The following is a 13,520-nucleotide window of genomic DNA, read 5'->3' as shown; positions in this document are numbered from 1 at the left end:
AATGAAATAATGTTTACATTATTCATATTTAGGAATAAATAATTACGAGCAATTATTCATTCAAACATTTTTGGTCTCAATTATTAGGGAGCACAAGACTCCAGTAACTAGATTAAAAGGAGGACGATTGAATTTAATCTTAAAAGGACAAAGCACCCGATTTGTCTTTCCGTCCTCCTCAACCTAGTTTTCAGCAATTTTAACTACTGACCGCCGTTGGCGGCCTTATTTTTCAACAAAATGTCTACTCATCACCTTCACCTTCGGTTCGGCTATTGGCTTTTATGGCGTAAGCAATGGCTCCAAGCACCGCTACCGCTACCACACCAACCAAGATTATGTAGCCTGGTTTTTTGTATCATGGTTTTTCTGGATTTTTGTTTCCATTACTTTCTTCTCTTTTTTGGTGTTGACTTTTCAAAGTAGTTTGTCGATTTTTTAATTCAGCAAGTCACGCTTTTAAATTTTTTTTAACATCACCAAATTCGCTATCCAAACTTGCTATTTTTGCCCGTGCAACTCCTTTGACATCTGAATCACTAGCATTGATATATTTTTCTAACTCTTCAATATCTTTATTAATCTGGTTGTAATCATTCTCGTCATTGTCTTTGTAAGTGCTAGTAGACTTCCTATTAACTATTTGGAGCAAACGGTCGGTCTCGGTCGTTTTGTCGCTGCCGGTTAAATTTTTTAATTTTCAAGCCATTTGAGCCCGCTTAATGTCTGAATCGGCTTTGCCTTTCATCTTGGTTCGCACCTCTTCGACACTTGTAGAATTGTTCACCGCATCTTCAAAACTTTCCACTCCTGATTTTGAATTTTCTTCGGCTAAACGAAGAGCCTCGCTGGCATATCCTTTATCATTTATTTTGTAAGCCTCAACTTTATTTCAAGCAGCCGTTTTGGGTTTAAGGGCAGTTATTTCACTTTTGAGAGTATCTCATTGGCTAGTGGTTAAGCCGCTGGCTTTATGGGCTTCTTTACACTTTTCAAATACCACTTTAATATCTTTGGCTAATTGAATACTATCAACATTGTCAATATCCGTTTTGGTTACTGCATCACCTTCATTTTCCATCGCTTTTTTAGTAGTGGCAATCGCAGTGGCTAAGTCGGTTTTGGCTTTGGTTAGTGTTCGTTCGGCTCAACCTTTACCACTATTATCTTTGGTATTATCATTAACCATATCCCAAGCAGTTTTTTTATCACTGCCCGTCGCTAGTGCTTCTAATTCACTCGGCTTATCAATAGTGTCGCCTAATTTACCCAACAGCGTTTTTAAGGCATCGAAAACGGCATTCGTTTTTTTAGCATCTGTGTCAGGCAAGGCTTTAAAAGCATTATAAACTTTTTTCTTATTATCGTTGTCATCTTTGATCGCTTTGATTAGTTTATCAAGTTCATCAGTTCTGTCGAATTTTTTTTGTTGCGGATTAAATATTGCATCATTTTTAGTAATTTTTTCATTTATTCTGGTTTTCCAATACTTACCAATTTTTCCTTCATTGCTGGTTGGATCGCTGGTCTCTTTGGCTATATATTCTTGTAAAGTTTTTTTATTTTTTTCTCACTTATCTTTTTCGCTTGTTGTGTAATTCACTGTATATACATCCAAAAATTTCATGACGTCATCGTAAGCCTTTTTGGCGTTGGCTCTCTCAGTATCTCCGTCTGGGGTAGTGTCCGTAAAACCATGACCTGTCCAAGCTGCACCACCAAAATCGTCATTCGCATCTCCTTGATAAGTGCTACCATCCTTTCCAACATGACCACTTTCTAGCAGCCATCCGTGATAAAGATTTAAATGTCATTTTTCGTCTTTCCCGTCTACTTCATTACAGTGAAGTTTATAAATTTCTCCATCGTATCGATCATCATTTTTGGTATATTTACTACCTGACTTAAAGTAACTTTTCCCGAAAAAGGCAAAATCGATCGCTGCATCCGCACTCGGTGCTGGTATCAGATCTATACATAACTTGGTAGGATGCATATCTTTGGTTCCGCTGGCTGCTGTTCCATCATAAGCCCCAAAAGTGTCAGTAATAGCAATGCCGTGTGTAGTAAAGTATCTCCCGTCTGTCAGGAAATCTTTGAGTCGGAAGCCCCGTGTCTTTCTGACATCGGCGTACTCATCAGCCTTCATTTCTCCGTAATTATGATTATCAATATTATTTTTTCCAAACCAATCGTCACCAAGAAACGCCTCTATCTGCTTCATTGTGTATTTAACTCCATTTGCGTCTGTCGGATCGGAAGCATTAAATTCTTTGTCGTTTAGCCTTACATCTAGCGCATTAGTATTTGCTGGTGTTGTTTGATCGCCACCAATAGTGGCACCGAACGCCTTGGCTACACTCAGAAATTTTTTCACATATTTTATGTTATTAGCATTAGTGGTATATCCACCAACTCCATCTAATACTGGACCATTATCTATTTTATAGCCCTCTACTATTTGACCTTTCTGCCCTGCTAGACCAATTAAAGTTTGAGTTCCAGTTGCTCCTGGATTAACATTTTGTCCCCGATTTGAAATTACATAACCATTAGCATTGGCTTTAACAATCTCTTCTATCGTATTGTATCCAGCCTCTTTTCAGATTTTAAATTCATTTAATAGAATAATCAGCCGGTCAATTCGTTTTCTGTAATATGCTTCAGTATTGGTTGCACCACCAAAAGTTCCTTTTCCTGCTACTTGGAAATTATCTATGAGGCGAAGTATTTTTTTAGCATTGTCATCTTTGATATCACCCGCATTAGTATGGACATAATTAGCAAGGGAGGCAGCGCCGGCTCCATCACTCAAATAAGCAGTTAATTTTGCCAAATCGGCAGTAATGACCGCCTCGTCTGGTAAATTGCTAACGGTTTTATCTTCATACTTGTTAGATGTATTAGTTAACAATTCTTCTAAATCCTCAAACACTTTTTTCTCATTGGCAGTACCACTATCATATTTATGAGTCCTAAAATCGTTCGCACCACTGGCTTTGGTAATATCAACATCATCAATTTCGACTACGGCTTTTGCCCGATCTCAATCGGTAACATCCCCGCCTGTGAAACTTTTCTCATCCAAAATAAGATTATTGGTGTTAAGTGTTAGTCGTTCAGCACCAGTGTCAGTATAACTGATATTCAGAAAAGTAATCCAATAACCTGTTGATGCCGCTCTACTATCTTTTATAGCACCTTTTCACTGAATATAGCGAGCCACCTTTAAGGCTGTCGCCGTAGGCAGTGTTAGTTTAATTCCCGTAATACTGGTTACGAGAGTATTAGCATCTGTACCCCCCGCGCTTGTTCTAATACTACTAGTGGCATTACCTAGTTTACCCATTACAGCACCATCAGCCTCGTTACGAACATCTTCACTTTCCAATCGATTCTGAGTGCCGGCGCCATTATTACCATGACCGGCATTAATAGTTATCGTTGTTTTACCACCAGCATCATTACCTACTAATATTTCACTTACATTAATTGTTATTCTTGTAGTCATATACTTATATTTATAATTTTATTATTATTTTATTTGTTATTGCTGAGTATTATTGATTATTACGTTCATTATATATATTTCTCCTTTTATTTTAGCACATATGTAAAATGTTTTCTCATCTTGTTATTACTATGTATCATGATTGAATTGTCAGAGAGAGAGAGAGAGAGAGAGAGAGAGAGAGAGAGAGAGATTTTGGTTCTTCCTCTTTCTCTCTTCCACTCCCTTGATTTATTTTTTGCTACCTTAACTGCGGTAACTGGCACCCAGTATTAGCAGACTAGATAACTGTTCCCATTCACTTTTTCGGTCAAAAATAATTAGGAGTAATTGGGATTAGGAAATTAACAAAAGTTAATCCGGTGAAACAAACTAACCACTCCTGACCTTTCCTTTATTCATTTTTTCTCTAACTTTGTCATCAAATATATTTTATACATTTTTGTGTTCTGAAACCGCATTTTTTTCTTGGTCCAAACAGATGCCAGATAGCAATCTTTTACTTTTTTAACTTCTTTTGTCGTTTCCGGCGACGAACGATTGAGAAAATTATTCCGCCCAAAAAAACGAGAACCAAAAAGAGCGGAATAAGCACTTGAGGGCGAAAAAATCCTGGGGTTGGGTTTTCGGTGTTGTTCTGTCCGGAATAATTTCGGAGTTGAGATAATAAGGAATTAGACTCCGGCTGCACTTTGTAGGCTTGTTGTCAGTAAACGTTGTCCGCAATTGTAAACGCTACTAATTCTTTTAAGGCTGTTTCTACTTGGGATTTTTGACCGGATTTTAAGGCCTTTTTTGCTTGGCTGAGGAGATGATTTAACTTTTTGCTGGCTCCTTGCTGGCTAATTTTTTCCGTAATTAATTTTTCGGCTGCAATAATGGCGTCGGGTTCGGTAATTTCTCCATTTTTTAATTTTTCATATTGGGTTTGGGTGGCAGCATCTAGTTCATTTTCCGTGATCTCATTTTTAGTCATTATTTTTGCCAAGGATGGCAAGGCAGTGTCTCGGCGGTAGGCTTCGGCGTCAGCCACGGCTGCCCTTCTTTTATCGGCCTCGATTTGGTCTCGGTTTTTTTCATAACTTTTTTTGCCGTGGTCGTCGGCTATTTCTTTTAAGGCCTCATTCAATTCTGCACCGGTCTTTTGACTATTATTTCGGACTTTATCATCCATTTGTTCGGCGTCCTGCTTCTCCTGGGCTTTGGCTGCAATGGCCGCTAGCATATTATTTTTGAAATTATTAATTTGGTTGAGATTGGTGAAGCCTTTCATTTTGGCTTGGTAGTCGTGATAATCGTTGCTTAATTCGCTGGTCTTGACTCCCGTCTCGGTCAGTTTATTAGCGATTTCCGTAATAGCCGCGGCACGGTCCGGTTGAATTGGGTCATCTTTTTGGTTGTTTTCTCCTTGGGGACCAGAATTTTTTAATTGCTCTTGTCTGTTTAATATTTTTTCAACTAAATCCTCTCCGCCTTGTTTGTTAAATTCTCCTCTTTCTAGTTGGTTATTGCTAAACTGTAAATCAGTTAATTCGGCGGTGGCTTTTTCGACTACTCCTAAATCACTACTGGTTAATGCCGCATTAGCGGCTTTTATAACCACTTTTACTTTCTTTTCAGCGGCTAATTGGGCGTCATTATTGTTTGTCTGATCGTTATTGTTGTTAGTTTCGTTTGTCTGGTTATTATTGTCTTGGTTAGCAGTATTTTCCTCGGTTTGGGCTGTCCCTGCTTTTATTTCTTGTAATTTTTTTAAGGTGGCTCTTAATGAGTTTTTTCTTTCCTCCACCCACTCTATATGATAATTCCCCATCTTTCCCAAAATATTTCTTTCCCAAGCAGCACTTACTCCACCCACTCCAATTTTTTTTGGCTCATACCATTTTCCTTTGCCGCTTGGAGAATTAGGATGATAAGAGACAGAAAAATTCCCTAATAATTCAATTAATAAATCGGCTTTTTCTCTGGTTGCGTTTTGGCTCAAAGCAACTAATCTATTAAATGCGGCCAGCAAACTTTTAATGGTTAGCGAATTATCCTTGCCTTTTTGAAAATCTGCTTCGGCTTGTTGAGCCTTGTCGTCCTTGGTGCGGGCTTGGATAAATGGACTTAATTCAGCAAAAAAGTCTCTTATCTCCTCGACTTCCATTTGCCCTATTCGGTATTGATATTGGGCTATTTTTTGTTCGAACTCGTTAGCCATGATATTTTTTTGCCGCTTTTTCTATAAACTCTCAAAACTAGACAGAACCTTTTTTAATAAATTTTATTTCCATCCGCAGATTCCCCTACGGATACCTTGTTACGACTTAACCCCAATTGCCAATCCTACCCTTGTCAGCTGTATCCTTGCGGTTAACAGACTGGTTTCAGGCATTACCGACTTTCGTGATTTGACGGGCGGTGTGTACAAGACTCGAGAACGTATTCACCGCCACATGGCTGATTGGCGATTACTAGCAATTCCGGCTTCATGGAGGCGAGTTGCAGCCTCCAATCCGAACTGAGGCTAATTTTTTGAGATTTGCTCCCCCTCGCGGGTTGGCGTCCCTTTGTATTAACCATTGTAGCACGTGTGTCGCCCAAGACATAAGGGCCATGACGACCAGACGTCATCCTTTCCTTCCTCCTGATTACTCAGGCAGTCGGCCTAGAGTCCCCAACTGAATGCTGGCAACTAAGCCCAAGGGTTGCGTTCGTTATAGGACTTAACCATACACCTCACGGCACGAACTGACGACGGCCATGCAGCACCTGTGTTTGGATAACCTCCGCTGTGTTTCCACAGTTTTGCCAAACATGTCAAGCCTTGGTAAGGTTCTACGCGTTGCATCGGATTAAACCACATGCTCCAGTGCTTGTGCGAGTCCCCGTCAATTCCTTTGAGTTTCACTCTTGCGAGCGTACTACCCAGGCGGAGTGCTTACCGAGTTATCTAGCGACACTGAAAATCAAGTTTCCAATGTCTAGCACTCATCGTTTAGGGCGTGGACTACTAGGGTATCTAATCCTATTTGCTCCCCACGCTTTCGTGCCTCAACGTCAGGAACAGAATAGTTAACTGCCTTCGCCTTATTGGTGTTCTTCCCTATATCTACACATTTTACCGCTCCACAGGGAATTCCGTTAACCTCTCCTGTCCTCTAGCAAAACAGTATTAATGACTTCCACGAGGTTGAGCCCCGATTTTCCACCACTAACTTATTCCGCCGCCTACGCACCCTTTACGCCCAATAATTCCGGATAACGTTCGCCACCTACGTCTTACCGCGACTGCTGGCACGTAGTTAGTCGTGGCTTTCTCTGTGCGTACCGTCAAGGCTGAACTTGCATTCAGCCCTTCTTCCGCACTAACAGAAGTTTACAATCCGTAGACCTTCCTCCTTCACGTAGTATTGCTCGGTCAGGGTTTCCCCCATTGCCGAAAATTCCTCACTGCTGCCTCCCGTAGGAGTAGGGACCGTGTCTCAGTTCCCTTGTGGCCGATCAGCCTCTCAGCCCGGCTACGCATCATCGTCTTGGTAGGCCATTACCCCACCAACAAACTAATACGACTTATCCCTATCAATTAGCGAAAATCTTGCGATTCCCTTTCATTGCCGAAGCAACAAATGCGGTATTAGTTCTGGCGCACCAGAGTTATCCCCCACTAATTGGCAAGTAAGATAAGCATTACTCACCCGTTCGCCACTGAATTGTATTGCTACAATCCCGTTCGACTTGCATGTGTTAGGCATACTACCAACGTTAATCCTGAGCTAGGATCAAACTCTTAAAAGAATAAACTGTAAGAATTCACTCACAGGCAAATTGGTTCCGTCTAGTTTTCAAAGATATTATTAACCATTGTTTTTTTCTAGGAGAACAAGTAACCCATATTTTTATTTTATTACAATTATCTCTCCAAGATTTTTTCTTAATAATTATTTATTTTTCCTTCAAAAATAAACAATCACTCCAATAATTACTGCCAACGCTATCAAACCACCAATTAGTCAAGGCCAAAGATTAGATTTTTGGAGTATATCTGACTCGGATTTATCTTCTTCGGCCAATTGTCAATCGTGAACTAATTGTCAACCCCGCTGGTTATTTTTAGGACTGCCACTCGCAAACTTGTGTAAGAAAAACCAATAAACTTTTCCTGCTTTGGGAAATTTTCTCAAGGGCTTTTTGCTGTAATCTTCAGGGTTGTATAAAACCACATACTCTTGGTCAAATTTTGAATCTTTTCACTCGCTTATTCTTATTTTTCAAGATTTTTGACCTTTATTGTTTTGTTTGTTTGAAACTCTTTCTACTGCTAATACTTTTCCTTTTATTGCTCCCGCACAGATTATTTGGTTATTCTTTTTTCCATCCGAAGAGGCGGGGCAGAAATGTTTTTTTTCCTTGACTTCTGGCATATAATATTATTTTAATTCTTTTTTTAATTTTTCAAAAGCATTAGGATTACGCCTTTTTAGATACTTGAAAAATCTTTTTTCCTTGGCTATTTTATTTTTTAAGGCTCGGGCGGCCGGAACATCTTTTTTATTTTCTTTTAAATGTCCGCCCAATCTTTTTAATCCCCTCCTTAATGAGATTATTTGGAGAGCAGTTGAACCCGTATCCTTTTCGTGAAGTTGATAATTTTTTTTCATTATCATTTATATTTATTATTTTACAATAACTTTGTTGTGACTGAGACGCAATTTTGGACTTTATTGTTGTTTGATTTAACGATTAAATGGCGGAGCGGGAGGGATTCGAACCCTCGAATTGGAAACAATTACTTCGTTAGCAGTGAAGCGCCTTCGACCACTAGGCTACCGCTCCTTTTCCAGCAATTATATTAATTATTTTTTTGCCAGATTGAATTAGCGACTTTTAGGAATATGAGGAAAAATATTTTTCAGTTGAGGTTGTGGCTCGATTAGTGTTTTTTTTTTTTTTTTTTGCTTTCCTGATAATGAATGCTACCACTATTCCTGTTAACACTAAAATTCCGCCACCAACCACTCAACCAGTAGGGAAATTGTTGTCGGATTGTGACCGTTGTGGAGTAGGATTAGATTTTTCCACATCCTCTAATTCTTTTTCTAAATCTTGTAATTCGTTCTCTTTGTCTGTCAATTGTTCTTGCTGGTCGGAAGTTGGATTGGAGTTGTTTTTTAATTGTTCAATTTCTTGCTTCAAGGTGCTAATTTTTGTGGTTAAATCATTTTTCTTTTGGTTATAATTAGGGTTATTTTGGTTAGGGTTTCCGTTAGGAGTTGGTGTTGGACCATTGGGTCCGGTTCCATTCTGATTATTCTTTTTTTGTTGGGCTTCGTCAATGGCCGCAAACATTTTATTTTTGAAATCATTTACTTCGCTAGTTTGGTTAGAACTATGTAATTTTTTCTGCCAAAAACTATAAGGCGACCAGAGAGAAGAATCTAAATCGGTTTCGGCTACTCCCGCCGTATTTAGTTTAGCACTTATTTCATCCTCAACTTGATGTATAAGTTGGATTAGAGGGTCTTTAGAATTGCCATTTCCGGACTTGTCTCCTGAATATTGAGAACCTTTTCCTATGTTCTTAAATTGTTCTTGCCATTTACGTCATTCCTCTTCACGTTTCATTCCATCTGTTTCATTATTTTTCAAACCGTCAATAAAGTTTTTCATAGTATTTTCAAAAGTAATTATATAAGTTTTGCTACTAGCATATTCACTTTTGCGAATATGTTCTCTTCAATTTAAGCCGTCAGAATTCGAGCTTTCAAAGATTTTTTTGCTTTCGGCATTCAGTTTTTCTGAGTAAGCCTCAATGCGCCGAATAACTTCCTCCTTAAAATTATTTAATTCAGTTACATACTTATTAATAACACCCAAAGCCCGATTTTTAAAGTCCTCGGCTTCCGAATAAGTATCCAAACAGATTACAATATGAAGAAAAAAATCCTTACGTTCGCCACTTGCTCCACAACCTCCACTATGATTAAATAAACTTGTATATTCAGGGTCTAAATCTTGGTATTTTCAAATATTATGTTGGTCGAGGGCATTTTTAATGGCCATCCAGGCATCTCAACGCCAATTTGCCGGAACACTACCAATTCCCAAACCCGTTGATGACGATGGTGCCGAACCAGTTTTATCGTATTCAGCCCGGGCCGTCGGGTTAGATAAAACTTCATAAGCCGCAACAATTTCTTTAAACTTTCGTTCGGCTTCGGCACGATTATTGAGATTTTTATCCGGGTGCCATTTGAGGGCTAATTGTCGGTAGGCTGTTTTTATCTGGTCTGGGGTTGCGTCCTTGCTTATTCCTAATATTTGATAATAGTCAATCATGTTTAATTGCTTACAATTTTTATTATTCTCTTTCCCCAATCTCTTCTTCTAAACTTTTCACTTGCCCGATTAATTTGCGATTTCTCCCCTCTTGGGTTCAACTGACATCTTTTTTCATTTTTTTACTGAGAATGCGAGACATATTAATTGGCTTTTTTATCTTTTATTTACTTATACGAGAATGATTTCAATTTCTTTGATTATATTAAACTTTGTATTATATTTATTTTTTACGTTTTTGATGATGGACTTAACATGCTTTTTGTTTCTCGTTAATAACTAAAACTAAACCACAATCGTAAAATATTATAAATGGTGAAAATGAAAAGCAAATCCCCCCTTAATTATTATTACCAACAAGAATTAAAACGGCAAAAAAAAACTCTCAACCTAATCGCCAGTGAAAATTATCCCTCCCCAGAAGTTTTGTTTTATAGCGGCTCCTTATTAATGACTAAATATGCCGAAGGCTATCCCGAAAATCGTTATTATCAAGGCTGTAAATATATTGACCGAATAGAAAATTTGGCTATCGATTTAGCAAAAAAATTATTTGGAGCCGAACATGCTAATGTTCAGCCCCATTCGGGGGCCCAGGCTAATCAAGCAGTTTATTTAGCACTATTAAAACCCGGAGACAAGATTTTAAGTTTGAATCTTTTATCTGGCGGACATTTGACACATGGAGCATCAGTTAATTTTTCCGGAATTTTCTATCAAGTCCACTATTATAATTTAGACCCTAGCACCCAAAAGTTAGATTACGAGGCTATTAGAAAAATAGCCCAGGAAGCACGTCCGCAGTTAATAATTGCTGGCTATAGTAGTTATAGTTTACAAATAGATTTTGCTAAATTTCGGCAAATTGCTGACGAAGTGGGGGCTTATTTGTTGGCCGATATCGCCCATGTAGCCGGATTAGTGGCTGCAGGTTTATTTCCCAGTCCGGTCCCTTATGCAGATATAATTACTTCGACCACTCATAAGACCTTGCGGGGGCCGCGCGGAGCCGTAATTTTAGCCAAAAAAACATTGGGATCAAAAATAGATAAAGCTGTTTTTCCCGGCAACCAGGGTGGTCCAAATTTGGCGATCATTGCTGCCAAAGCCCAATGTTTTTTTGAGGCTTTACAACCAGAATTTAAAGAGTATCAAAAAAAAGTATTAGAAAATGCTAAAACTATGGCCGGTTTTTTTCACCAAAAGGGAGTAAAGGTGATTAGCGGCGGTACTGAGACTCATTTGCTAGTTATTGACACTAAAAAAAGTTATAATTTAACTGGTCGGGAAGCCGCTTCCATACTAGAAAAAGCGGGTCTTGTCGCCAATAAACAAATGATACCTTACGATAGTGAAAAGCCCCGAATTAGTAGTGGCATTCGTCTGGGTTCACCGGCTCTGACTACTCGGGGATTAGGAAAAAAAGAGTTTTTGCGAATTGCGAAAATAATCGATTTAGTGTTGCGAAATTATCAAGACGAAAAAACAACAAAAAGGGTGAAAAGGAAAATTAGATATTTGAGTCGAAAATTTTCTTTTTAACTTGGTTTTAGTTGTTTAATTTTCTTCTTTATGACTTTTTCTCACTAAATCTTATTTTAGGATGCGAGCCAAATAATATTCCTTCGCTAATGGCTTGAATTGCTTCTTCTTCAGACAGATTTTTCGAAATGAAAGACTGAATATCGATATTTAAACTTCTTTCATTATTACCAGAAAAATTGACAAAAAAATGGTAAAGATTGAAAAAATTATAATCTTCATTTTCTTTGTCAATGTATAAATAGAGAGTTTTTTTCTCAGAAATTAAAGTGGTTTTTCAAGGCTTTTTTTCAACTAGGGGATGGGCTTTATCCTTGTTAGTAATGGCACAGAGAGTCAGTAATTTAGACTGGGGAGATTTTTTAATGAATAATGTAGTCATACAATTGAAAAAAATTACTAATAATTCAAACCTTTTAAGTCTCAATTATTAGAATAGCCAGCCGCAAAAGGAGGGTTTTTTGTGGCTTTTAACTTTGTTATATTTTACTCATATAGGCTTTTTATATCGCCTATGGATACTCTTTATAAACTTTTCTCTCCAAGAACATAATTCTTACTTTTAAACTTCATTTTAAACCTTTTTAATTTAATTATTAGGGGACAGAACGTCCCCTTTTTTGTTATCTCTTTTTCTTTCTCCAAAATAATCCAATCACCATTCCCACTATTAAAGTCCCACCAATGATGCTTATCATTAAAAGAGAATTATCGCCATCACGGGGCTTTTCTGGAGTGGTAATTTTAGTAGCAAGAAGGCTATTTAATTCTTGCTGGTTTAAACTATTTTTGCCTTTCTCCTGACAATAATTTTTAATTTTTTGTAATTCTTGGTTATTACTTATTTGTTCGTCAGTTACAATTTGGCTTATTGAATAATCATCATTTTCACTATTATTAAATTCAATTTCTAAATTTCCATCGCCTCGCAAGGTTATTTTTTTGACATTTTTCAAGTCGATAACCAGGTTTTTATTATCATTAGGATTAGTGATCTCTATTTTTTTCTCGCCATTTTTATCGTTGTTTACTAATGGTTTTTGGTTATTTTCCTGATTTTTACCGAATTGTGGTGGTTGAGTAGGAGAAACAGGATTATCAGCCAACGGTGAACTATTATCATTATTATTTTTCCTCACTACCATTTGTTGATTATGTATCATTTCTAGTGCTAAATTATCCCTAAATCCAATTTCTTTTTCCAGAAACTCATCCGAGATTTGAAGCGGAACCAAATCCGGGCTATCGGAAACTAATTTTCCGTTCTTGATATATCAATAACTACCATCAGGGACTCACCCAGAACCAGAACCTTCTTTTGTTTCATTCGCTCAGTATTTTCCTAGTTTCATATTTTCGACCACCCTCGCTAATTCTTTTTCTCACTCGGAACTCGAAAGAGTATTCCACCAATTTTGGGCTTTTTCCCGGGCTCGGCGGTATTCTTCAAACATTCGCTTGTGTTCGGCATCTAATCTAGCCCTTAGTTGTTGGTAGCTTTCCGTTTGACCTTGACATTGCTGACAAAAATCCCCTCCGTCAATCGGAACGGTTGAATCACATTGATTATATTGCGTGGAGCCGTATTTGGCTTTGCGACCTCCGTTGTAATCAACGGAAAAGGTTCCCTGACAACGTTTTAACTTTCTTTTTCCGTTTTCGCTATGATTACACTCGCGACATTCACACCCAAAATTGTTGATATCATAAGCATGGTCATCCGACGAAAACACGTTCCCCCTCCACTTGCCCATTTCTTCTAAGCAAGTTATCGATTTACTACATTTTCGACATTTTATATTTCCTTCTCTCATTAAACACACAACACAAAAAAGTTGTCCATTTTTTTGAAAAAAGTGTTCCCGATTACAACTAGAATCAGAACACGTTGCTTTTAAACCTGAATATTTTTGGTAGCATTTGCTACACCTTTGATTATTAAATTGATTTGACATAGCGTTTTATTGATACTTTTTTAATATTAATTTTTTTAAGATTTAAATTTTAATGTTCTACTTTTGTTTAAATTCTACTTAAAGTACAAAAAAACGCCCGGTACTTGTTGATTTAACTCGTCTTATATATTTTCACAAAGAATACTTATTGTTTTTTTTTTTTTTTTTTGCGATTGGTGTCATATTATTAT

Annotated in this window: 9 protein-coding genes, 1 tRNA gene and 1 rRNA gene; 2 read left to right on the top strand and 9 right to left on the bottom strand. The window is 37.7% G+C overall.

The window, feature by feature from the left end:
• Positions 1-244 precede the first annotated feature (244 nt).
• Positions 245-3,511, bottom strand: a complete 3,267-nt coding sequence (locus DHMRE_RS01380) for a hypothetical protein (RefSeq protein ID WP_322632595.1) — start codon at positions 3,509-3,511, stop codon at positions 245-247.
• A gap of 138 nt (positions 3,512-3,649) precedes the next feature.
• On the opposite strand from DHMRE_RS01380, the gene DHMRE_RS01375 reads away from it, so the two are divergent.
• Positions 3,650-3,787 carry a hypothetical protein gene (locus DHMRE_RS01375; RefSeq protein WP_322632594.1) on the top strand — a complete coding sequence of 46 codons (138 nt, stop codon included), beginning with the start codon at positions 3,650-3,652 and terminating at the stop codon, positions 3,785-3,787.
• 223 nt (positions 3,788-4,010) lie between these two features.
• Here DHMRE_RS01375 and DHMRE_RS01370 read toward each other — a convergent pair whose 3' ends face one another.
• The 6 genes from DHMRE_RS01370 to DHMRE_RS01345 form a co-directional block, all read right to left on the bottom strand.
• Entirely contained in the window at positions 4,011-5,714 is a 1,704-nt protein-coding gene (locus DHMRE_RS01370) for a hypothetical protein (RefSeq protein WP_322632593.1), read from the bottom strand.
• A gap of 57 nt (positions 5,715-5,771) precedes the next feature.
• A 16S ribosomal RNA gene (locus tag DHMRE_RS01365) occupies positions 5,772-7,291 on the bottom strand.
• A gap of 143 nt (positions 7,292-7,434) precedes the next feature.
• Positions 7,435-7,917 carry a hypothetical protein gene (locus DHMRE_RS01360; RefSeq protein WP_322632592.1) on the bottom strand — a complete coding sequence of 161 codons (483 nt, stop codon included), beginning with the start codon at positions 7,915-7,917 and terminating at the stop codon, positions 7,435-7,437.
• Between the two features lie 6 nt (positions 7,918-7,923).
• Positions 7,924-8,160 (bottom strand): 30S ribosomal protein S15, encoded by a 237-nt coding sequence (locus tag DHMRE_RS01355; RefSeq protein WP_322632591.1) that lies wholly within the window; start codon positions 8,158-8,160, stop codon positions 7,924-7,926.
• Between the two features lie 81 nt (positions 8,161-8,241).
• Positions 8,242-8,329 (bottom strand) — tRNA-Ser (locus tag DHMRE_RS01350).
• Positions 8,330-8,380: 51 nt separating this feature from the next.
• The gene (locus DHMRE_RS01345; RefSeq protein WP_322632590.1) at positions 8,381-9,832 is read right to left on the bottom strand and encodes a J domain-containing protein; all 1,452 of its coding nucleotides are present in this window, start codon (positions 9,830-9,832) and stop codon (positions 8,381-8,383) included.
• A gap of 321 nt (positions 9,833-10,153) precedes the next feature.
• Between DHMRE_RS01345 and glyA the strand changes: the two genes are divergently transcribed.
• Positions 10,154-11,374 carry a serine hydroxymethyltransferase gene (gene glyA / locus DHMRE_RS01340; protein ID WP_322632589.1) on the top strand — a complete coding sequence of 407 codons (1,221 nt, stop codon included), beginning with the start codon at positions 10,154-10,156 and terminating at the stop codon, positions 11,372-11,374.
• Positions 11,375-11,402: 28 nt separating this feature from the next.
• On the opposite strand, the gene DHMRE_RS01335 is transcribed toward glyA, so the two are convergent.
• Positions 11,403-11,756, bottom strand: a complete 354-nt coding sequence (locus DHMRE_RS01335) for a hypothetical protein (RefSeq protein WP_322632588.1) — start codon at positions 11,754-11,756, stop codon at positions 11,403-11,405.
• 241 nt (positions 11,757-11,997) lie between these two features.
• A complete protein-coding gene (locus DHMRE_RS01330; RefSeq protein ID WP_322632587.1) occupies positions 11,998-13,329 on the bottom strand; it encodes a hypothetical protein in 1,332 nt (443 codons plus the stop codon).
• Positions 13,330-13,520 lie beyond the last annotated feature (191 nt).

This window comes from endosymbiont DhMRE of Dentiscutata heterogama, assembly GCF_002888635.2.
Classification (GTDB): Bacteria; Bacillota_I; Bacilli_A; order Mycoplasmatales; family CGIF01; genus CGIF01.
Note: the sequence above shows the minus strand (reverse complement) of the source record. Positions and strands in the feature narration are given on the sequence as shown.